General features: G+C 64.9%; 23 protein-coding genes and 1 tRNA gene. 9 read left to right on the top strand and 15 right to left on the bottom strand.

Features of this window, described 5'->3' with window-relative positions:
* Window positions 1–71 precede the first annotated feature (71 nt).
* Both gap and tkt read right to left on the bottom strand, forming a co-directional pair.
* On the bottom strand, window positions 72–1,082 hold the full coding sequence (gene gap / locus ASC75_RS10600) for a type I glyceraldehyde-3-phosphate dehydrogenase (RefSeq protein ID WP_055974274.1): 1,011 nt from the start codon (window positions 1,080–1,082) through the stop codon (window positions 72–74).
* 24 nt (window positions 1,083–1,106) lie between these two features.
* Window positions 1,107–3,095, bottom strand: a complete 1,989-nt coding sequence (tkt, locus tag ASC75_RS10595) for a transketolase (protein ID WP_055974271.1) — start codon at window positions 3,093–3,095, stop codon at window positions 1,107–1,109.
* Window positions 3,096–3,378: 283 nt separating this feature from the next.
* Between tkt and ASC75_RS10590 the strand changes: the two genes are divergently transcribed.
* Both ASC75_RS10590 and ASC75_RS10585 read left to right on the top strand, forming a co-directional pair.
* Window positions 3,379–3,651 (top strand): DUF4164 domain-containing protein, encoded by a 273-nt coding sequence (locus ASC75_RS10590; RefSeq protein ID WP_055974268.1) that lies wholly within the window; start codon window positions 3,379–3,381, stop codon window positions 3,649–3,651.
* A 7-nt stretch (window positions 3,652–3,658) separates the two neighbouring features.
* Window positions 3,659–4,021: a cell division protein ZapA gene (locus tag ASC75_RS10585; protein ID WP_055975387.1), complete on the top strand. Its 363-nt coding sequence runs from the start codon at window positions 3,659–3,661 to the stop codon at window positions 4,019–4,021.
* 75 nt (window positions 4,022–4,096) lie between these two features.
* Here ASC75_RS10585 and ASC75_RS10580 read toward each other — a convergent pair whose 3' ends face one another.
* From ASC75_RS10580 to ASC75_RS10570, 3 genes are all read right to left on the bottom strand, one after another.
* Window positions 4,097–5,914 (bottom strand): diguanylate cyclase, encoded by a 1,818-nt coding sequence (locus ASC75_RS10580; protein ID WP_082496513.1) that lies wholly within the window; start codon window positions 5,912–5,914, stop codon window positions 4,097–4,099.
* A 172-nt stretch (window positions 5,915–6,086) separates the two neighbouring features.
* Window positions 6,087–6,986, bottom strand: coding sequence for an RNA polymerase sigma factor RpoH (gene rpoH / locus ASC75_RS10575; RefSeq protein ID WP_055974265.1), 900 nt, complete (start codon window positions 6,984–6,986; stop codon window positions 6,087–6,089).
* Window positions 6,987–7,172: 186 nt separating this feature from the next.
* Entirely contained in the window at window positions 7,173–8,201 is a 1,029-nt protein-coding gene (locus ASC75_RS10570; protein ID WP_055974262.1) for an RluA family pseudouridine synthase, read from the bottom strand.
* 24 nt (window positions 8,202–8,225) lie between these two features.
* On the opposite strand from ASC75_RS10570, the gene ASC75_RS10565 reads away from it, so the two are divergent.
* From ASC75_RS10565 to ASC75_RS10555, 3 genes are all read left to right on the top strand, one after another.
* Entirely contained in the window at window positions 8,226–8,606 is a 381-nt protein-coding gene (locus ASC75_RS10565; protein ID WP_055974259.1) for a hypothetical protein, read from the top strand.
* Window positions 8,603–9,013: a VOC family protein gene (locus tag ASC75_RS10560; RefSeq protein ID WP_055974256.1), complete on the top strand. Its 411-nt coding sequence runs from the start codon at window positions 8,603–8,605 to the stop codon at window positions 9,011–9,013. The genes ASC75_RS10565 and ASC75_RS10560 overlap by 4 nt, the downstream gene beginning before the upstream one ends.
* Before the next feature lie 79 nt (window positions 9,014–9,092).
* Window positions 9,093–9,167 (top strand) — tRNA-Glu (locus ASC75_RS10555).
* A 185-nt stretch (window positions 9,168–9,352) separates the two neighbouring features.
* Here ASC75_RS10555 and ASC75_RS10550 read toward each other — a convergent pair.
* From ASC75_RS10550 to ASC75_RS10520, 7 genes are all read right to left on the bottom strand, one after another.
* Entirely contained in the window at window positions 9,353–9,817 is a 465-nt protein-coding gene (locus ASC75_RS10550; RefSeq protein WP_082496512.1) for a GFA family protein, read from the bottom strand.
* Window positions 9,818–9,970: 153 nt separating this feature from the next.
* Window positions 9,971–10,741: an exodeoxyribonuclease III gene (locus ASC75_RS10545; protein WP_055974253.1), complete on the bottom strand. Its 771-nt coding sequence runs from the start codon at window positions 10,739–10,741 to the stop codon at window positions 9,971–9,973.
* Between the two features lie 16 nt (window positions 10,742–10,757).
* A complete protein-coding gene (locus ASC75_RS10540) occupies window positions 10,758–11,396 on the bottom strand; it encodes an alpha/beta family hydrolase (RefSeq protein WP_055974250.1) in 639 nt (212 codons plus the stop codon).
* Window positions 11,397–12,479 (bottom strand): tetratricopeptide repeat protein, encoded by a 1,083-nt coding sequence (locus ASC75_RS10535; protein WP_055974248.1) that lies wholly within the window; start codon window positions 12,477–12,479, stop codon window positions 11,397–11,399.
* Window positions 12,476–13,348 (bottom strand): Ku protein, encoded by an 873-nt coding sequence (locus ASC75_RS10530; protein ID WP_055974241.1) that lies wholly within the window; start codon window positions 13,346–13,348, stop codon window positions 12,476–12,478. Before ASC75_RS10530 ends, ASC75_RS10535 begins: the two co-directional genes overlap by 4 nt.
* A 30-nt stretch (window positions 13,349–13,378) precedes the next feature.
* Window positions 13,379–15,832 (bottom strand): DNA ligase D, encoded by a 2,454-nt coding sequence (ligD, locus tag ASC75_RS10525; protein ID WP_055974238.1) that lies wholly within the window; start codon window positions 15,830–15,832, stop codon window positions 13,379–13,381.
* 4 nt (window positions 15,833–15,836) lie between these two features.
* Entirely contained in the window at window positions 15,837–16,079 is a 243-nt protein-coding gene (locus tag ASC75_RS10520) for a hypothetical protein (RefSeq protein ID WP_055974235.1), read from the bottom strand.
* A 202-nt stretch (window positions 16,080–16,281) separates the two neighbouring features.
* On the opposite strand from ASC75_RS10520, the gene ASC75_RS10515 reads away from it, so the two are divergent.
* A complete protein-coding gene (locus tag ASC75_RS10515) occupies window positions 16,282–16,584 on the top strand; it encodes a helix-turn-helix transcriptional regulator (RefSeq protein ID WP_055975384.1) in 303 nt (100 codons plus the stop codon).
* 47 nt (window positions 16,585–16,631) lie between these two features.
* Here the strand turns inward: ASC75_RS10515 and ASC75_RS26725 are convergent, their stop codons facing one another.
* The gene (locus ASC75_RS26725) at window positions 16,632–16,931 is read right to left on the bottom strand and encodes a DUF1801 domain-containing protein (RefSeq protein WP_244487809.1); all 300 of its coding nucleotides are present in this window, start codon (window positions 16,929–16,931) and stop codon (window positions 16,632–16,634) included.
* Window positions 16,932–17,143: 212 nt separating this feature from the next.
* Between ASC75_RS26725 and ASC75_RS10505 the strand changes: the two genes are divergently transcribed.
* Both ASC75_RS10505 and ASC75_RS26875 read left to right on the top strand, forming a co-directional pair.
* Complete coding sequence (locus ASC75_RS10505) at window positions 17,144–17,590, top strand: hypothetical protein (protein WP_055974232.1); 447 nt, start codon at window positions 17,144–17,146, stop codon at window positions 17,588–17,590.
* A gap of 102 nt (window positions 17,591–17,692) precedes the next feature.
* The gene (locus ASC75_RS26875) at window positions 17,693–17,824 is read left to right on the top strand and encodes a hypothetical protein (RefSeq protein WP_280137946.1); all 132 of its coding nucleotides are present in this window, start codon (window positions 17,693–17,695) and stop codon (window positions 17,822–17,824) included.
* A 43-nt stretch (window positions 17,825–17,867) separates the two neighbouring features.
* On the opposite strand, the gene ASC75_RS10500 is transcribed toward ASC75_RS26875, so the two are convergent.
* Complete coding sequence (locus ASC75_RS10500; RefSeq protein ID WP_156381196.1) at window positions 17,868–18,392, bottom strand: hypothetical protein; 525 nt, start codon at window positions 18,390–18,392, stop codon at window positions 17,868–17,870.
* Between the two features lie 250 nt (window positions 18,393–18,642).
* Complete coding sequence (locus ASC75_RS10495; protein WP_055974224.1) at window positions 18,643–18,870, bottom strand: hypothetical protein; 228 nt, start codon at window positions 18,868–18,870, stop codon at window positions 18,643–18,645.
* Window positions 18,871–19,651: 781 nt separating this feature from the next.
* Here ASC75_RS10495 and ASC75_RS10490 point away from each other — a divergent pair.
* Window positions 19,652–20,008 carry a putative quinol monooxygenase gene (locus ASC75_RS10490; protein ID WP_055974221.1) on the top strand — a complete coding sequence of 119 codons (357 nt, stop codon included), beginning with the start codon at window positions 19,652–19,654 and terminating at the stop codon, window positions 20,006–20,008.
* Window positions 20,009–20,114: the final 106 nt, after the last annotated feature.

The following is a 20,114-nucleotide window of genomic DNA, read 5'->3' as shown; positions in this document are numbered from 1 at the left end:
GCAAAAACGAAAACGCCCGGCCGAAGCCGGGCGTCGTCAAGCGGATCCGAAGATCGCGATCTGCCGCCTGGTCAGGCGATGGTCTTGCCCATGGTGACGGCGGTGTCGGCCATGCGGTTGGAGAAGCCCCACTCGTTGTCGTACCAGGACATGACGCGGACGAGGTTGCCCTCGATGACCTTGGTCTGGTCGAGCGCGAAGGTCGACGAGGCCGGGTTGTGGTTCATGTCGATCGACACCAGCGGCTCGTTGGTGAAGGCGAGCACGCCCTTGAGCGGGCCGTTGGCGGCAGCGACGAGCACTGCGTTGACCTCTTCGACGGTGACGTTCTTCCTGGCCACGAACTTGAAGTCGATGCACGAGACGTTGGGGGTCGGCACGCGGATCGAAACGCCGTCGAGCTTGCCCTTGAGTTCCGGCAGGACGAGGCCGACGGCCTTGGCTGCACCGGTCGAGGTCGGGATCATCGACATCGCCGCGGCGCGGGCGCGGTAGAGGTCCTTGTGCATGGTGTCGAGCGTCGGCTGGTCGCCGGTGTAGGCGTGGATCGTGGTCATGAAGCCCTTTTCGATGCCGAAGGCATTGTTGAGGACCATGGCGACGGGGGCCAGGCAGTTTGTGGTGCAGGACGCATTCGAGATGACGATGTGGTCCCTGGTGATCTGGTCGTGGTTGACGCCGTAGACCACGGTCAGGTCGGCACCGTCGGCAGGCGCCGAGACGATGACGCGCTTGGCGCCGGCGGCCAGATGCGCCGAGGCCTTGTCCTTGGAGGTGAAGATGCCGGTGCATTCGAGCGCGATGTCGACGCCGAGTTCCTTCCACGGCAGCTGCGACGGGTCCTTGATCGCGGTGACCTTGAACTTGTCGCTGCCGATGTTGATGCTGTCGCCTTCGACCTTCACTTCGTGCGGGAAGCGGCCATGCACGCTGTCGTAGCGCAGCAGGTGGGCGTTGGTCTCGACCGGGCCGAGGTCGTTGACGGCAACGACGTCGATGTCCTTGCGGCCCGATTCATAGATCGCACGCACGATGTTGCGGCCGATGCGGCCGAAACCATTGATGGCAACTCTTACGGTCATGTCTGATCCTCCTGGGGGAACGTCTTAAGCCTGAAGCCGAGCCTTGGCAGCCTGGGCGGCGGCCTCGGCGGTGATGCCGAAATGCTTGTAGAGGTCTTCGATCGGAGCGCTGGCGCCGAAGCCGTGCATGCCGATGAAGATGCCGTCGGTGCCGATGAAGCTGTCCCAGCCCATGCGGATGCCAGCCTCGATGGCGATCTTGACCTTGGCGTTGCCGATCATCGCCTTGCGGTATTCGGGGCTCTGCTTTTCGAACAACTCGAAGGCGGGCACCGAAACGACGCGGGTCGGGTGGCCGGCTTCCTGCAGCAGCTTGCGGGCACCGAGCGCGATCTCGACTTCGGAACCGGTGGCGAAGATGGTGACTTCGGCATCGCCCTCGGCGGTGGCCAGTTCGTAGGCGCCGTAGCCGCAGAGGTTTTCCTCGACGAATTCGGTGCGCACGGCCGGCAGGTTCTGGCGGGTGAGCGCCAGCGTCGACGGGGTGGTGCGGTTTTCGAGCGTCAGCTGCCAGCATTCGGCGGCCTCGGTCGCGTCAGCCGGGCGGAAGACGATGTGGTTGGGAATGGCGCGCAGGGCGGCGAAGTGCTCGACCGGTTGGTGCGTCGGGCCGTCTTCGCCGAGACCGATCGAATCGTGGGTCATGACGAAGCCGACGCGGATGCCCATCAGCGACGCCAGGCGCATTGCCGGGCGGGCGTAGTCGGAGAAGCACAGGAAGGTGCCGGAGTAGGGGATGACGCCGCCATGCAGCGCCATGCCGTTCATGGCAGCCGCCATGCCGTGCTCGCGGATGCCGTAGTGGACGAAGCGCTGGCCGTAGTCCTCGGCCGAGATCGGCTTGGTCTGGCTGGTCTTGGTGTTGTTGGAGCCGGTCAGGTCGGCCGAGCCGCCAATGGTCTCGGGCACGACGCCGTTGATGACCTCGAGCGCCATTTCCGACGACTTGCGGGTGGCGACCTTCGGCTTTTCGGCGGCAAGCTTCTTCTTGTACTCGGCAATGGTGGCGTCGAAATTGGCGGGCAGGTCGCCGCGCATGCGGCGCTCGAATTCGGCGCGCACTTCGGTTTCGGCCTCGGCGAGACGCTTTTCCCAGTCGTTGCGCTTCTTGGCCGAGTTGAGGCCGGCGAGGCGCCAGGCGTCGAGGATTTCCGAGGGAATCTCGAAGGCCGGGTATTCCCAGCCGAGCGCCTTGCGGGTCGCCTCGATTTCGGCGGCGCCGAGCGGCGAGCCATGGACCTTGTTGGTGCCGGCCTTGGCCGGCGAGCCGAAGCCGATGGTAGTCTTGGCAGCGATCAGCGTCGGGCGGTCCGAGCGCTTGGCGGCCTCGATGGCGCCGGCGATGGCCTCAGGGTCATGGCCGTCGATGGCGATCGTGTTCCAGCCGGAGGCGGCGAAGCGGGCCAGCTGGTCGGTCGAGTCGGCGAGCGAAATCGGGCCGTCGATCGAGATGTTGTTGTGGTCCCAGAAGACGATCAGCTTGTTGAGCTTGAGGTGACCGGCAAAGGACAGCGCTTCCTGCGAGATGCCTTCCATGAGGCAGCCGTCGCCGGCGAGCACGTAGGTGTAGTGGTCGACCAGCTTGTCGCCGAACTGGGCATTCATGATGCGTTCGGCAAGCGCCATGCCGACGGCGTTGGCGAGGCCCTGGCCGAGCGGGCCGGTGGTGGTCTCGATGCCGGCGGCGTGGCCGTATTCGGGATGGCCGGCGGTCTTGGAGCCGAGCTGGCGGAAATTCTTGATCTCGTCGAGCGTAATGTCCTCGTAGCCCGAGAGATAGAGCAGCGAGTAGAGCAGCATCGAGCCATGGCCGGCCGACAGCACGAAGCGGTCGCGGTCGTGCCAATGCGGATTGGCCGGGTCATGCTTGAGGAAGCGGGTGTAGAGCACGGTTGCGACGTCCGCGGCACCCATCGGCAGGCCGGGGTGGCCGGAGTTGGCCTTCTCTACGGCATCGATGGACAGAAAGCGGATCGCGTTGGCCATCCGGTCGTGTTTTTCGCGCGAGGACATCGTCCCTCCCATAACCCTTGGAAAGTGGGGCGACGGGAGCCCCGGAAAAGTGGGCGACACATAGCAGGCATAGGGCTTGAGTCAATAAATCGGTGCGTTTTCGCACCCTCATTGCGGCGCCAAGTCACGCCTGCGCGCCTTTCCGATATTCGCGCTCGTGCGGTTATTGGGGGAAAGGCCAAACAGCTTTGTTGACGCCTCCTTCAACCGGTGCCTAATGTTTCACCCATAACGCGTTCTGAAACGTGCGCGATTCGGTGATGGGCGAGGGTCTACGGGAGCCATGACCGGGGATACTACACTCAGGGAAGTCATTGGCCGGCTTGGCAGGGCGATCGAGACGCTCGAAAGTGCGGTCGCAGCTCGACTCGAGCACGAGCAGGACTACGGCGAGGCTGAAGCCGAGGTCCAGCGCATGAATGCCGATCGTGCCCGCCTTGCGCAGGAGCTCGACAATTCCGAAGCCCGCGCCGAAAGGCTGGAAGAAGCCAACAAGGAAGTCTCGCGGCGGCTCGTGACCGCCATGGAGACGATCCGCGCCGTTCTGGACAGGTAGGATGGAGATGGCGCAAGTCACAGTTACCATCGACGGCAAACAATACCGCATGGCCTGCGACGAAGGGCAGGAAGAGCATCTGATCGATCTCGCCAACCGCTTCGACCGCTATGTCCTGCATCTCAAGGATTCGTTCGGCGAAATCGGCGATCAGAGGCTGACCGTGATGGCTGGCATCATGGTGATGGACGAGCTTTCCGAGCTGCAGAAACGCGTCAAGGGCATGGAAACCGAAGTCCAGACGCTGCGCAAGACGCGCGACGACGCGCTGACCAAGGCCGACAAGAACGACGCGGCGCTGACCGGCGCGCTGGGCTCGCTGGCCGAGCGCATGGAACAGCTGGCGCTGGGCCTGACACGAAAGGCATAGGCTGGGAACTCGATCTCGCGCGCGGACAGCCGTCGCTCATGGCGGGTGTTGCCCAGTCCGGGCCAAAGTGGCTGGTCAACGCCGTGAAGCTGCCGCACTTTCAGTCTGTCTATGCGTGCTGCGATGGACGTGCGCGTCTTTGCTGCCATGTTCCCCATGTGGCGCAGGCTCGCTGGGCAACAAGATCAGAGACGGAATCCGCGTCATTTCCGATCCTTGCGCCGAGGCGATTTGGGTTCGATTGCGGCCAGCAAGTTTGGCGTTGTAAAGTAGCTTGTCGGCTTGTTCGTAGAGCGCAGCGAACTCGGCATTTGGCGGCGCATCATCAGTGATGCCCATGCTGGCGGTTACGGGCCGCCCAAGGCCTGGAACGGCATTGGCGACGACGGCGGGGATCGCCTGCCGCCGACGTTCCGCTCGAACCTGGGCATCCTCTCCCCGAACAAGCAGCACGAATTCCTCTCCGCCGAGGCGGAATGCGTGAACTTGCGGGTCTGCCTGGAGGGCTTCGGCCACGGCCTTCAGCACGGCGTCGCCGACCACGTGGCCGTGAACGTCATTGATCGCCTTGAAGTGGTCCAGGTCGAGAACGGCCAGCGTGCGGTAGCCTTCGGAGCGGAACCTTTCGAAATTCTGCTCGATTGCCCGCCGGTTGAGCAGTCCCGTCAGTGCGTCGCGTTCGGACAGGCGCTCCAGCATGTCGGCTTCGAAACGTGCGCTGTCGCGCTGGCGCTTGATCGTCATGAAGCGGTCCGCAACGCCGAGCGTGGTGAACAGAACCTCGCAAGCACAGCCCACATAGAACAGCAACATGGCATCGTTGCTCTGCAACCCGGGAACCACACCCGTGACCAGGCGCACCAATCCAGTCATGAGCACCGGTATGTAGCCGATCGCCTGGAACCTGGCGGCCCGACTTCCGCGCAGCAGCGCGTCGGCGACCGACACCATGAAGATGATGAGCACCGGTGCAAAAGCCGCCGTGTACACCGTCGACTGAAATTGGCGCCCGGCGAACGGAAATGCCGCGTGTGACGTGCCTAGAAACATCGCCCATACGGCGCACCAGAACAGCGCCCGCCTCAGGAGCGGATGCATGCGGCCGGGTTCGATGAAGCTGTGCGTAAACATAGCCCCGGAAGCGACCGTAAGGCCGAAGATCACAGTCGTCATCCAGCTCAACGTCATTGCCGGTGGATCGAAGAGAACGACTGCGAGACCCGAAGAGACCAGGATGGTCAGCAACAGGGAAATCGTGAGCATGGAATGCCAAAGCAAGAACGGCTCGCGCAGGATCCGGTAGAAGGCCGCGTTGAAAATGAGCGGCATGGAGAGCATTCCCGCAAGGATCGCCAGGAAAAGGAGCGACCGCATCAGGTCTGGGCCCAGGGCAATGTCAGAGGGTGACAGATAGGCTCTTTCCAGCGTCATCTGGTGGCTCGGCAAATCGATCGCGACAACGACCTGCAGCGTGTCGCGGGTTACGGCCGGCAGGGGAGCCTTGAAATAGCCGCCGCGCAGAGCGCTGCGCAGCTCATCGGCCGACAAGGAGGTCTGGCGCATTGCGCCGTCTCGGTCGATCGCCAGCAGATGCACTGCCGCGAGCGCGCTTCGCCTTGTGAAGAGATACTGGGGAAGGGCATCGCGCGGACCGATTTCGAAACGCAGCAGCGCCCGCTCGCCTTCGAGCGAATAGATCCGCTCTCCGCAGGCCCAGCGCCCGGGCGAATGGATCACGGAGCCCAAATCCTCCGACAAACTGCTTGATGCCCAGCAGGAGTTGCGAATGTCCCTGGCTTCAGCTGCGTCAAGGGGGGCAGCGCCCAGAGATGCAAGCATCACGAGGCTCAGCACCGCCGCCACGAGCGCTTTTCGAAGGTCATTCCAGAACATTGATTGACGCTATGCGCCAAGCATTGAGATGCGGTTACCGACCCCCAAATCGGCACGGGTCCGGAAACACAAACGCCGTGCGTCACGGGGTGACACACGGCGCTGCAGGGATGGTTCAGGTCGCATTCTCGCTTGCAGGCGCGTTCAGACGCGCAACCTGCGAGCCAAAAGCTCAGGCGTCGATGGTGCGGAGCGCCTGGGCCTGCTTCTTGGCGGCGGCCTTGACCGCGTCCTGGACCTTTTCGAAGGCACGAACCTCGATCTGGCGGACGCGCTCGCGGGAGATGTCGAACTCGGACGAGAGCTCTTCCAGCGTCAGCGGCTCGTCGGCGAGGCGGCGTGCCTCGAAGATGCGCTTCTCGCGGTCGTTGAGCACCGACATGGCACTGGCGAGCATGCCGCGGCGGTTGTCGAGTTCGTCCTGCTCGATGAGCATGGTTTCCTGGCTGTCATGGTCGTCGACCAGCCAGTCCTGCCATTCACCCGACTCGCCTTCGCTGGCGCGGATCGGCGCGTTGAGCGAGGCATCGCCCGACAGCCGCCGGTTCATCGACACCACCTCGGCCTCGGAGACATTGAGGCGCGTGGCGATTTCGGTGATGTGCTCGGGCTTCAGGTCGCCGTCGTCAAGCGCCTGGATCTTGCCCTTGACCTTGCGCAGGTTGAAGAACAGGCGCTTCTGGTTGGCGGTGGTGCCCATCTTGACCAGAGACCACGAGCGCAGGATGTACTCCTGGATCGAGGCCTTGATCCACCACATGGCGTAGGTGGCCAGCCGGAAGCCGCGCTCCGGCTCGAACTTCTTGACGGCCTGCATCAGGCCGACATTGCCTTCCGAGATGACTTCGCCGATGGGCAGGCCATAGCCGCGATAGCCCATGGCGATCTTGGCCACGAGACGCAAATGGCTGGTGACCAGCTTGTGGGCTGCGCCGGTGTCCTCATGCTCATTGTACCGCTTGGCGAGCATGTACTCTTCCTGCGGCTGGAGCATCGGAAAGCGTCGGATTTCTTCCAGGTAGCGGCTGAGGCCGCCTTCACCGGAGACGATACTGGGTAGTGACTGGGCCATAAAGCGCCCTCCCTCTGCACGAGAAATGCTCCCTGATCCAGGCGAGCATGTGGCGCGGCTGCCGAATGCACTGTCGCGCCATGGGTCTTATACAGGAACAAAACCGGAAAAGACACGATTTGTTCAATGCGAAACAGTGTGTCACGCCAAAGTGAACAATGCGAGTCAGGTTTTCTGATCGGAGGTTCAGAGATTCCGAAAGCCTTCGACCAACTCCCCCATGTCGCGAGGCAAAGGCGCCTCGAACCGCATGATCAAATGGGTAGCCGGGTGGCGAAATGCAAGGAGCCTGGCGTGCAGGGCCTGGCGCGGAAACGCCTTGACCGCCGATTTCAACGGCTCGGGCAGGCGGTTGGACTTGGTGCGGAAGGCCTGGCCGTAGTCGGGATCGCCGACGACGGGGTGGCCGATATGGGCCATGTGGACGCGGATCTGGTGGGTGCGGCCGGTTTCGAGCCGGCACTCGACCAGGCTGGCGGCGGCGAACTCGCCCTGCTCGGCGCCGAACCGCTCCAGCACGGTGAAATGGGTGATGGCGTGGCGGGCGTCGTCGCGGTGCTCGGGCACGACGGCGCGGCGGACGCGGTCGGCGTGGCGGCCGAGCGGCGCATCGACCGTACCGGTCAGCCGCTGCGGGATGCCCCAGACCAGCGCATCGTAGGCGCGCTCGAGATCGCCGGTCCGGCCGTGGTCGGCGAACGCTTCCGACAGCGACTTGTGGGCGCGGTCGGTCTTGGCGACGACCATGACGCCGGATGTTTCCTTGTCGAGGCGGTGGACGATGCCCGGCCGCTTGACGCCGCCGATGCCCGACAGGCTGTCGCCGCAATGGTGGATCAGCGCGTTGACCAGCGTGCCCGTCCAGTTGCCGGCACCGGGGTGAACGACGAGGCCGGCGGGCTTGTTGATGACGATCAGCTCGTCGTCCTCGAAGAGGATGTCGAGGGCGATCTCTTCGCCCTCCGGTTCGGCCGGCTCGGGCTCGGGCATGTCGATGGCGACCTGGTCGCCTGGCGTGAGCTTGCGCTTGGCCTCGTCGACGACCTTGCCGCCGACGCTGACGGCGCCCTGCTTGATCAGCGCCTGGACGCGGCTGCGCGACAGGTCGGGCGCGAGGCGGGCGGCCAGCCACTGGTCGAGCCGAAGGCCTGCGGCATCGGCACCGGCTTCGAGCACTATCAAAGTGCCTGCCGCTTCGCTATCTGATGCGCTCATCACAATTGTTCCGGAAGTTTTGACATGTCTCGGCCCGACATAGACGAAGAAGACAAGCCGCTCGACCCGTCGGTTGAGCGCGTCCGCAGGAAACTCATCCGCTTTTTCATCATCAATTTGGGGCTGTTGTTCATCGCCCTTATGGCCGTCATTGGCGGCGTTGTCTACAAATCGCGGACGGCGACACCGCCTGCCTCGGTGGCGGGCGGCGACATCAAGGTGCCTGCGGGTTCCCAGATCAGCGGCGAGATCATGCTGCCGGCGGGCGCCAAGGTCATGTCGCAGGCCCTGTCGGGCAACCGCATCTCGATCGATGCCGAGCTTGCCGACGGCAGCCGGACCATCTTTCTCTACGACATCGCCGAGCGGCGGCTGATCGGCCAGTTCGCGGTCAAGGCGCAGTGAGCGGATTTCCCGCCTCGGGCCGCCGCGTCGCCACGGTTTCGGTGGTGGTCGCGGACTATGATGCGGCGATCGCCTGGTATGTCGACAAGCTCGGCTTCGTGCTTGTCGACGATGTCGATCTCGGCGGTGGCAAGCGCTGGGTGACGGTCGAACCGGGCGGCGGGCAAGGGGCAAGGCTGCTGCTCGCCAGGGCCGACGGGGAGGCGCAAGCCGCCGCCATCGGCAACCAGACCGGCGGGCGGGTGTTCCTGTTTCTCGAGACCGACGATTTTGCCCGCGACCACGCGCTGATGCTGAAGAAGGGCGTGGCGTTTCGCGAGGCGCCGCGCCACGAGGCCTATGGCACGGTCGCGGTGTTTGCCGATCTGCACGGCAATCTGTGGGATCTGATCGAACATCGGCGTTGAGCGGCAGGTCGCCGCAATAATATCCCGACGGGGGCTGTTGCTTTTTCGAAAACGCCAGCCTATATCGCCGATCTCGGCTGCGCCCATCGTCTAGCGGTCAGGACACCGCCCTCTCACGGCGGGAACAGGGGTTCGATTCCCCTTGGGCGTACCAACCTCTCCAAGCACTGTCAGCATTGGTCCGACGCGCAGCCTCGGCTGCCGATTCGCGACGGCACCTGTCAGGAGTGCATGTTTCAGCTGATCTCAATGGACGCTGAAAATTGCCGCGCCGAGCCCAAATAATCGGGCTGGCGGCGGTGCCGAACAGCGCGCATTCGAGGTTGCGTCGCGCCAGCCTCAGGCTGGCGGGATCTCGACGTTGCGCGGCCGGTCCGGCTGTCCGGGTTCGAGCGGCGTCGGCTCGGTTGCGGTGTCGCGATCGTGGTCGAACTGCCGTGCCTGCGGCAGCGGGTGCAGCCAGTTCTCCCGACGGCCAACCCAGAGCTCGTACTCCGGTGCCAGGTCGGTGGGCACGACGTCGAGGCTGCCGATCATGACCTCGGCCTCGCCGTCGTGGACCCAGGTCACGCGGCTGCCGCAGGTGACGCAGAAGCTCCGGTTGCCATATGTGCCTACCTGGCCGGTTTGTTCGTAGGCTGAAACGGGCCAGACCGCATAGGCGGAAAACGCCGAACCGCTGGTCTTGCGGCAGTCCGCGCAATGGCAAATTCCCACCCGCAGGGGCTGGCCGATGACGCGGAACGAAACGGCGCGACAATAGCAGCTGCCAAATCGAGGGGTTTCGTCGATACGGTCGTTCATGGCAGGGTTCCTTTCAGGTTCACCCGATACCTGTCGGCAAAAACGCGTCTGTGAAAAGACGGTTGCATCGGCAGCTCGATGCGCGGCATCGGGGCGGATGCAGACCTGCGGGCAGGGGCGGCTTTCCAGGCGTTCAGCGCCCCAGGCAAAATACTACTTCACTTCCATCCACACCGGCGCGTGGTCGCTGGCCTCGTCGCGGCCGCGGACATCGCGGTCGATGCCGACCGAACGAAGGCGTCTTGCCATCGGCTTGCTGAGCAACAGGTGGTCGAGCCTGAGGCCGGCGTTGCGTTGCCACCGGTTCCGGCGGTAATCCCAGAAGGTGTAGACCGCTTCGTCCGGAAAGGCCTTTCGCACGGCGTCGGTCCAGCCCTGGTCGAGCAGGTGCTGGAAGGCGGCGCGGCTTGCGGGCTGGACGAGCGCGTTGTCGTCGTAGGATCTGGAGGCGTAGACGTCGAGTGGGCCGGGGGCGACGTTGTAGTCGCCGGCGAGCACGACCGGCACGCCGGCGGCCAGCAAGGTCCCCGCATGCGCGTTGAGCCGCTCGTGCCAGGCAAGCTTGTAGTCGTATTTGGGCCCGGGCTGCGGATTGCCGTTGGGGGCGTAGAGCGAGGCTATGAGCACGCCGGCGACGGCGGCCTCGATGTAGCGGCTCTGCGTGTCGCCGGGATCGCCCGGCAGTTCCCAGCGGGTGACGACAGGTTCGGCAGCGCGGGCAAGGATGGCAACGCCGTTCCAGGTCGGCTGGCCACGCCAGACGGCGCCATAACCGGCCGCTTCGATGGCCGCGCGCGGAAACTGGCTGTCGGCCGCCTTCAGTTCCTGAAGGCAGACGACGTCGGGCCTGGCTTCGTCCAGCCATGCCAGCAGGTTGTCGAGCCGGCGGTTGACGTTGTTGACGTTGAAGGTGGCGATCTTCATCGCGCCGCCATGGACCTCAGGCCTCTGGCCGGGCCGTCCAGGCCGCGACGGCTTCGGCTGTCGTCTTCAGGTGATCGGCGGCCGAGAAGCCCGAGATGCTCTTGCGCGGCTTGAGGTCGTGGTCGCCATCCTCGAGCCAGAGGATTTCGATGGCGTCGGACAGCCCATAGCTTGCCACCTCGTCGCGGGTGCCGAATTCGTCGCGCGTGCCCTGGACGATCAGTGCCGGCGTCCGGAGGCCGGCGAGATGCGCTGTACGCAACTGCGTCGGCTTGGCCGGCGGGTGGAACGGATAGCCGAGGCACAGCAGACCGGCGATCCTGCCGGCATCGCGCATCTCGTCGGCGATCATGCTGGCGACGCGCCCGCCCATCGACTTGCCGCCGATGACCAGCTTTGCCCTGGCGCCGAGTTCGTCGATGGCGGTCCTGAATTCCGGATTGAGCGTTTCCGCGCGCGGCGGCGGCTTGCGGCTGCCGGTCCGACGCGCCGCCATGTAGCCGAATTCGAAGCGGGCGACACGCAGGCCTGTCGCGGCAAGGGCCGCGGCCGTTGCCGTCATCGAGGCCGAATCCATCGGCGCGCCGGCGCCGTGGGCGAGCAGGATGGTGACGGCTGCGTCCTCCGGACCGTCGAAGAGGAAATGCACCGCCATCTAGCTTGCCGTCCGTTCCTTCAGCCGCAGGTCGGCATACTGGATGCCCTTGGCTGCGGTCTTTGCCCATTCCGAGGTCTGGTCGAGCCTGAGATAGGCTTCCCACCAGCGCCGCGCCTCGGCGAGGTCGCCGGCCTCGTAGGCGAGGTTGGCGAGGTTGAACATGGCGTCGGCATAGGCGGGATCGAGCGCGATGGCCTTTTCGAGGTGACGGCGCGCGGTATGCGCCTTGCCTTCGCTGGCGAACAGGCCGGCAAGGTTGAACCAGGCCTCGACGAATTGGGGATCGAGCTTGATCGCCCGCATGTAGCCTTGGATCGCCTCGCTTCCCAGGCCGGCCGAGCGCAGGCAGTTGGCGCGGTTGAAGGCGGCGACACTGTCGCCGGGGTCGGCGGCAAGGCAGCGTGCATAGAGGGCGGCGGCCTCGCCGAAGCGCCCATCTTCTTCAGCGTCCTCGGCCAGCGCGAACAGTTCCTCCAGTTCGGCGTCGCCGGCAGGGCCGAGCGGCAGCAGGCGTTGCCCGTCCAGTTCGGCCAGGTCGGCGCCGAGGTGGGCATAGATCGTGTCCTTGCCGCTGGCATGGAGCGACAGCGCGCTCAACTGCGCCACCGCGCCGGAACGGCGAACCGATCTCGCGATGGCGCTCCAGGTCGAGCCGCCGGCAAGCAGCGAGGCATATTTCCTGGCAAGGATGAGGTCGCGAAAGGCGTAGGGTTCGGCATCGCTCTCGAAGGCATCGAAGAGCGATAGGAGGTCGAGGTCGCGCGGCGCCAGCTTCGCCTGGTCGAGCAGGGATTGCCGTGTCATGCCGGCGCCCTCGACCCGGTCGAGCAGGCCGAGCGCGCGCAGAAAGCCGTTTTCGCTGAGCACGGGGCGACCGGAAGCGGTGGCAGAATCGTACCGGGCGGCGAGCCTTGCTTCGTCGGATTTGTGCAGCAAAGTGCGCCCGAAGACGACGTGCGTCGTGCGCCGGGTCACGCCATGCTGCAGCTCGCCGCCCTGCCGCGCCACCTCGCGGACGGCGAGGCGACGGGGGAAGGCTGCAAGCGCACCGATCAGTCCGTAGATACGGCCTTCGTTCACTTCTTGCCCTTGGCCTGCTTGCCGCCGGCGACGGCCGTCAGCTTGGCCGCCGGCTTCTCGGCCGGTTCGGCCTTGGTCTTGCTCCTGGCCGGCGGCTTGGCCTGGCCGAGGCTGGCTTTCAGCGCGTCCATCAGGTTGATGACGTTGCCGCGCTCGGGCGCGGCGGCGATGATCGGCTTGTGACCCTTCAGCTTCTCCTTGATCATGTTCATCAAGGCGATCTCGTAGCGGTCCTCGTAGTTCTTCGGATCGAAGGTCGTCAGCTTCTGCTTGATCAGGGCCTCGGCGAGTTCGAGCATCTCCGGGTCGGGCTTGCCCGCCGTGATGTTGCCGAAATACTCGGCCGTGCCGCGGACCTCGTTGGGATTGCGCAGCGTGCAGACGAACATGCCCTTGTCGCGCGCGCCGATGGTGACCACGCGCTCGCGGCTCGACAGCACCAGCCGGGCAATCGCCAGCTTGCCGGACTTGTGCAGCGCCTCGCGCAGCACGGCGAAGGTTTCCTCGGCCATCGCCCCGTCGGGGGCGAGATAATAGGGCGCGTCCTGGTAGATGACGTCGACGGAATTCTCGTCGACGAAGGCCTCGATGTTCATCGTGTGGTTTGATTCGATCCTGACGCTGTCGAGGTCGGCTTCGTCGATGATGACGTATTTCTTGTCCTCGTATTCGTAGCCCTTGACCAGGTCGGCGCGGTCGACGAGGCCGAGCTCCGGATCGACCGGCTTCATGTTGATCCGGTTGTGGGTGTCCTTGTGCAACTGATTGAAGCTGATGCGGTCGCTCGAACTTGTCGCCGGGTAAAGTCGCACCGGGCAACTGACGAGGCTGAGCTTCAGATATCCCTTCCAACTTGCCCTGGGGGCCATGCTTGTCTCCTACGCGAAACCATAAACAGACTAACGTTTGGCACTGATTGCAGTCGTCAGGTCGCGGGCGTGATCGCCAATGTCCGCCCAGGGATCGCCTGACCTGGCCACGAGGCCGGGAAGCGAAGAATAGTTCAAATCTTCGGGAGCGTCGATGGACTCAAGATCGCTCCAGCCAAGAGGTGTCGAAGCAGGCATGCCGGTGCGCGCGCGAAGAGAATAGGGAGCGGCGGCCGTTGCACTGCGGGCATTGCGGTGGAAGTCGATGAAAATGCGTTTCTTGCGGTTGTCCTTGCCCATGACTGTGGTGAAAGTCTCTGGCGCGGTGGCGGCGATCCGCGCCGAGATTTCGCCGCTCGCCTGATGGAACGGCTTCCAGCCGAGCTTGCCGGTCGTCGGCACCACGACATGGATGCCGCGCCCTCCGGATGTCTTGACGAAGGGAACGAGGCCGAGCTTTTCCAGCTCGCCGCGGACATGGACGGCCGCCTCCACGACCTCGCGCCAGCCGATGCCTTCGCCGGGGTCGAGGTCGAAGACGACGCGGTCGGGCTTGTCGAGATGCTTGCGCAAGGCGCCCCAGGCGTGGAACTCGACGACGCCGAACTGCGCCAGTGCGAGATAGCCCTTGGCGTCCTCGACCGAGATGTAGCCCTTGGTCTCGCCCTCGGAGTTCCTGGTTTCGAAGGAGGCGATCGTCGGCGGCATGCCGGAAAAGGCGTGGCGCTGGAAGAAGCAATCCTGCGGCCGGCTGCTCGGGCAGCGAAACAGCGACACCGGCCGCCCGATGATGTGGGGCAGCATGAAATCGCCGACCGCAGCGTAATAGACCGCGACGTCGAGCTTGGTCGGCCCAGCCTTGCCGAGCACGCGGCGGGTCGGATTGGTGATCGAGATTCCGGCGAGGTCGGCGTCCGAGATCAGCCGCTTGCGTGGCGCGGACGCACTCGCGGTCAGCTCGGCCTCGCGCAGGCCCTTGAACACGGCGTGCCGCAACGCGTTGTCGGTGGTGCGGTTGGCATAGTGGATGTGGGCGTTCAATACCGGACGCACGGGGATGATCTCCTTCGGCGCACCATCGAGCTTGTCGGCGCCTTCGCGCAGGCCTTCCAGCCGGTGCAGCAACGAGTGCAACGTCTCAGAGTCGAAGCCGGTTCCGACCTTGCCGCGATATTGCAGCTCGCCGTCGACCCATTCGCCGAGCGCAAGGGATGCGAGCCCTTCCGCTGCCTGCGAGGTGGTGTAGCCGGCGATGACGAAGTCGCCGGTCTTGAGCGCCTTGGTCTTGGTCCAGCTGTGGCTGCGTCCCGAACTGTAGATTGCCGATGCGCGCTTCGAGACGATGCCCTCCAGGCCCATCTCGCTCGCCTTGTCATAGAGCGCCTTGCCGTCGCCTGCGACGTGGTCGCTGTACTGGAGCGCCGAGCGGCCGTCGACATGGCCGGCAAGCAGCTGTTCGAGCAGGCCCTTGCGCCTGGCGAGCGCGACCCCGGCCAGGTCCCAGCCATTGAGGAACAGCAGGTCGAAGGCATAGAACACCAGCCGCTCGCCGTGGCCGCTGGCCAGCGCGTCCTGAAGTGCCGCGAAGCTGCTGACGCCCTTGTCGTCGAGCACCACGATCTCGCCGTCGATGACGGCTTCGCTGCATGGAAGCGGGGCGAAGGCCCTGGCGAGGCCAGCATAACGCTTGGTCCAGTCGAGGCCGCTGCGGGTGATGAATGTGGCTGCGCCATCCGTCACATGGGCCATGGTGCGGTAGCCGTCGAACTTGATCTCGTGCAGCCAGCCCTCTTCCTTGGACGGCTTGGGCAGCGCGGTGGCGAGCTGGGGCTCGATCCGGGCCGGCATTGCGCCTCGCGCGGCTCCGGCAAGCTTGCCGGGCTTGAGGTCGGCGGGTTTCGACGGCGGCTTTTTCGGCGGCGCGGCCAGTTCCTCGATGAGCCGGCCGGTCTTCACGCTTTCGGGGCGTGCCTGGAGAATGTCGAGCCTGTCGTCGGCTGCGGGGTCATGCTCCTTGAACAGCAGCCAGTTGTGCTTGTCCTCGTCGGGCTTCGGCTTCAGCCGCGCCAGCATCCAGCCGCCGTTCAGCTTTTCGCCCGACAGGCGGAACTTGAAGGCGCCCTTGGCCAGGGCCTTTTCGGCATCCTCCATCGGCGCCCAGACGCCGGTGTCCCAGACGATCATCGGTCCGCCGCCATATTCGCCCTCGGGGATCAGGCCCTCGAAGTCGATGTATTCGACGGGGTGGTCCTCGGTCTGGACGGCAAGCCGCTTGTCGGCCGGGTTGAGCGAAGGGCCGCGCGGCACGGCCCAGCTTTTCAGCACCCCACCCAGTTCGAGGCGCAGGTCGTAGTGATCGGCGGTTGCGTGGTGCTTGTGGACGACGAAGCGGTTGCTGTCGTGGCCGGCCGATGCGCCGGGCGGTTCCCGCGTCCGGGTGAAATCGCGCTTCTGCCGGTAGGTGCGAAGCTTTTCCGCTGCCATGCGCCTATTGCAGGCCGGCTGCGTCGTCGGACGCAGGCTCCAGTTCGAGCTCGCCCGGCGTCGCGCCATGCTGCAGCCTGTCGAGCAACTGGTCGCTGACGTCGTAATAGCGGCCGGAGACCAGCACGCGGGAGATGGGCTGCCCGTCGCCGCGGAACCGCCTGGAACTGACGAAAACCTTCTGCCGGCTCAGCGCATCGGCCACGGCCTTGCGCTTGCTGATCTGGTTGGCAACCGGTGTACGCATTGGCCCGAGGCTCCATGCACGCTCCGGTGACTATCCTCCAAACCGCGCCAGCGATCAACGTCGCCGCGTTTTCTGCTGCCAAACGCGCCAAACGGGGCCCAGGCCGACAACAACGTCGCACCCCCTTTCGGTATGCGCCGCTATTTGCCTAAATGGCTGGGCGACAATGGATTTTGCCGGATTTGACCAGGAGGCGCAGGACATGATGACCGGACCGATCTGCAAGGCAGCCCGTGCGATCGTGGAGATCACCCGATCGAAACTGGCGCAGGCATCGAACGTCGACGAGCAGGTCATCGAGGCGTTCGAACGCAAGATCTCGACGCCGGACGAGGACACCGTGCTGGCGCTGCAGGCAGCGCTGGAAAGCCTCGGCGCGACCTTCATCGCCGAAGAAGGCGCGAACGGCGCCGGCGTGCGGTTGAAATTCAGCAGGTCGGTGACCAGGCGGCTGTCGGCGCTGGAAGGCGAAGGCGGCTCGGTGGCGAGCGACGACGTTCCGTGACGGCCCTGGCCCTGACGGTCTGGGCGCACGGCACATTCCAGACGACGTCAGCCGCGCGCCTTGTGGCTGGCCGCCGCCTTGGCCTTGCGGGCGTCGGCCTCTTCCTCGGCGCGCAGCAGGGCGATCCGCTCGATCAGCTTTGCCGGTATCGGTTCGGAGAGCGAAAAGCGCAGCGTGCCCTTGCCGGCGACATAGGGGGCGACCTCGGCTCCGAGCCTTGCGACGAGACGCTCGGTGACCGGGTAGAGCGAATAGTGCTCCTTCCAGCCGGAGAAGTAGATGGCCGCCGTCCAGCTTGTAGGCAGGAATCTGGTAGGAAATGACTTCTTCGGCGCCGGGCAAGGCATCGCGGATGATCTTGCGCAGGCGTTCGAGGATAGGCTGGACGGCTTGCGGCTGTGCCGCGATGTATTCGTCGACGGACTTGAAATCGGTCTTGGCCATCAGTTTTTCCGGTCTCCCCGTCCCGCCTTCGGCTGACGACGGGCACTTCGATTGCGTTTGCGGATTACAGCCGGAAACCTGGCCGCAGGCAAATGGTTGAACCGGGCGACCCGAAATGCGAAAAGGGGCGCGCAACGGGGCAGACGCCATCCTAACGCCGTTCGACCACCAGCAGCCTTCGGAAGCGCATCGCGGGGAGACCTCCGTGCTGATGCGGCTGATGGTGCTCGTGCTGACATGGGCGTTGCTGTTGTTGCCTTCGAGCTTCGGTGCGTCGCCTGTGCCGACCCTGGACCGGGCGGGCAAGCAGGCCGTCGTCCGCGACGGCAATGTGGTGCTGTCGCTGTCGAGCTACGATCGCGGCCAGAGCGCCCTGCGCAGTTCCGATCCGGTACAGTCCGGCAAGTCCTCCGGCGGTGCCGGCAAGGCGCTGTTCGAGGCCGGCATCCGGCTTCGGCAACCGGAGCAGCAGCGCCTGGTTTCGAGCCGGCGCCTCGATACGGCCGAGCCGACAGAGAAGTTTGCAGCGTTTTCGGCACGGGCGCCGCCGCAAGGCGCCTGACGACCTTTCGCCAATTCTCCGCAGTGACGTCCAGACGCTCCCGGTCGACCGGGTCGGCGTCGGCATCGCTGCATGCAAACTTCGCCCGAAAAGGGAAATCCAATGAACGAAAACAAGACACCAGCCGCCAACGCCGCCGATTCCGCCGGAAGCAAGGAGGCCCTGCGCGGCTGGATCGTGCTGGGCCTGCTTGTCGCCGTCGTGCTGGCGGCGGGCTATTTCTACACGCACTGAAACCGGACCGCCGAACCTGCCGCTCCGGCGGCAGGTTCAAATTCTAGGGGTTCTCCTCCACTGGCGGATCGTCCTGTGGCGGCAGGAGGCGGGAAAACTCGACGCCGTCGATGACGAGCAATCGCGGCTCGGGCGCCTCGGCGACGCGCTCGACGCCATCGCTGCAGGAATAGACCGGCCAGCCCGCATCCGTGCACAGGATCTCGACGAACCAGTTGCCGAGCCGGTCGGTCAGGCCGATGCGCAAGGCGCCGTCGCGCAGGCGGCGGGCGTGCGAACCGTTCGGGGCCGTCCATGTCCAGGGCCCGCCAAGCGGCGGGCGGGCGAACAGGATGAAGGGATAGACGCTGGGCGGCAGGTCCTCATGCGCGGCGGCACCGCGGTAGCGCATCATCGCGGTGGCATAGTCGGCGGCAATCGCCGGCCAGCGCGCGTATAGCGCTGCCATGCCGTGCTGGTGCGTGTCGCCGAGCAGGTTTCGCCCACGCATGGCCTCTGCCCGGGCCGCCGGCGATGCGGCGAGGGCGACGACGACCGCGGCGACGAGCGTGGCGAGACGTTGCGTCATGCGTCCTGGCTTCATGGACATGCCGAGCGGCATTGTCTGCGCGGAACGGCGCAGGATCAATGGGGCGATCGACACCGTGCCCGATCACGAAATGCGTCGGGGAGAATGCGTCGGCCCGCACGCTCCGGACGCCGAAGCGCCGGATTGCAGGACGGATGATGTCGGGGAGCCGTGCCGGGGCTACACTCACCGTCTCCCGAAAGCGGTGGCCGCTTTCGGGACCAGGTGCCCAGCGATGACGCGCCTGGGGTCAGGCAGCGTTTCTTGTCCGGAACCGCGGTATGCTTGCCAGCAGCAGATCCTCGTCGCGCACGCCGCTTCTGTAAAGCTTGAGGAGTGTCCTCGCTATTTCGCTTGCCCAGATGGAGCTCGGGTCTTCGCCGCGCTCGACGCAAATCTGGTCGAACACCTGCTGAAGAAGGGCGAGATCCTTGGGGTAGATCGGGGAGTTAGGCTGTGTGAAAAGTACGTGCTCCATAGTCTTCTCCCATATGGTGCTTGTTCTTTTGACTTATGCTTGCTGCTGGTTTGTTGCCTGCTTGCTGTCGCGGTCAGTCAAGCCGAGCGCGAACGATGCGCCAATCGCGCGATCTATCTCCGACGCCCACGCATAACGTGTGGGAGCCGAGACCGGCATCGAGGCGTATCGTGGAAGTGTCTGCCGCAGGCGACTGCATCGAAATGCCTCCTTGAGGCAAAGGTTGCATGCTACCGCATTTCATTCAGGGGCAGGAACTCTGCGCCACAACCTGCATCCTGTCGAGTCACCCTGGGTTGCACCGAGATTGCAGGCCCGGGGCGGGTTTCAACCACGAAAGGAGCCCACCGCAGAGGGAGCGGTGGGCCCTTTCGGAGCGTGGCTGAAAGGAAAAGGCCACGCTCGGTGTGCCTGAACTGAACTCGGAACCGGGCGAATGGTTCCGCGAAGGACCCCTTTCGTTACAGCCTGTCATCGTCGTTGAACGGCAGCATTCACAAATCGTTCACCATCGCGCCCGCACCTTCCCCATGCGCAGTGTATCGAGTGCGCGTCTTCGGCAACGCCCGGCGGGCTGCACAACCCTTCTGCCCGCCGGTGCGTCGCAAGCCTGAAACTCCTGCCCTTCCGGCCCGCCGTTGGCGGCATGTCATCGGTCATCGCGACCGGCATCGTCGATGCCGAAATCGATTCCGCTTTGCGGGCCGATGCGTTAGCCTGTGGGCATCGTTCCGGCGGACGAAGCCGGACCTCGAGAAGAAGGCATGAACCCTTGGCTGAAATGACCATCATCGTCGAGTTCGAGACCGTGGACGGAGCGGAGGAACAGTTTCTCGACCTGATCTCGGAACATGCGCGCGCCACGTTGCAGGAAGAGGTGGGGTGCCTGCGCTTCGAGGTGATCAAGCCGGTCGAGCGCGACGGCACGCCGATCCCCAACAAGGTGATGGTCAACGAGCTTTATGCCGACGAATCGGCGGTCGCGACGCATGAGCGCAACCCGCGCATGCCCGACGTGCAGGCGGCACTGTCGCCGCTGCTCAAGTCGCGCCGGCTGATCCTAGCCGCGTCGCTCGGCCTGACCGATCCCAATGGCGGCATGCGGCCGGAAGAACTCAACGCCGCCAACGACGACTAGATATCCGCCAGGGCATGCGAATTAAGGTTAGTCGATCGTTAATGCTTCTGCTGCAAGGTTAATTGCGGCGAGCTGCGGGGGAGCAGCATCGCCCTTGCATGCAGGA

The sequence above is a fragment of the Aminobacter sp. DSM 101952 genome (assembly GCF_001424795.1).
GTDB lineage: Bacteria > Pseudomonadota > Alphaproteobacteria > Rhizobiales > Rhizobiaceae > Aminobacter > Aminobacter aganoensis.
The sequence above is the reverse complement of the archived record's forward strand: the minus strand, read 5'-3'. Positions and strand labels throughout refer to the sequence as shown.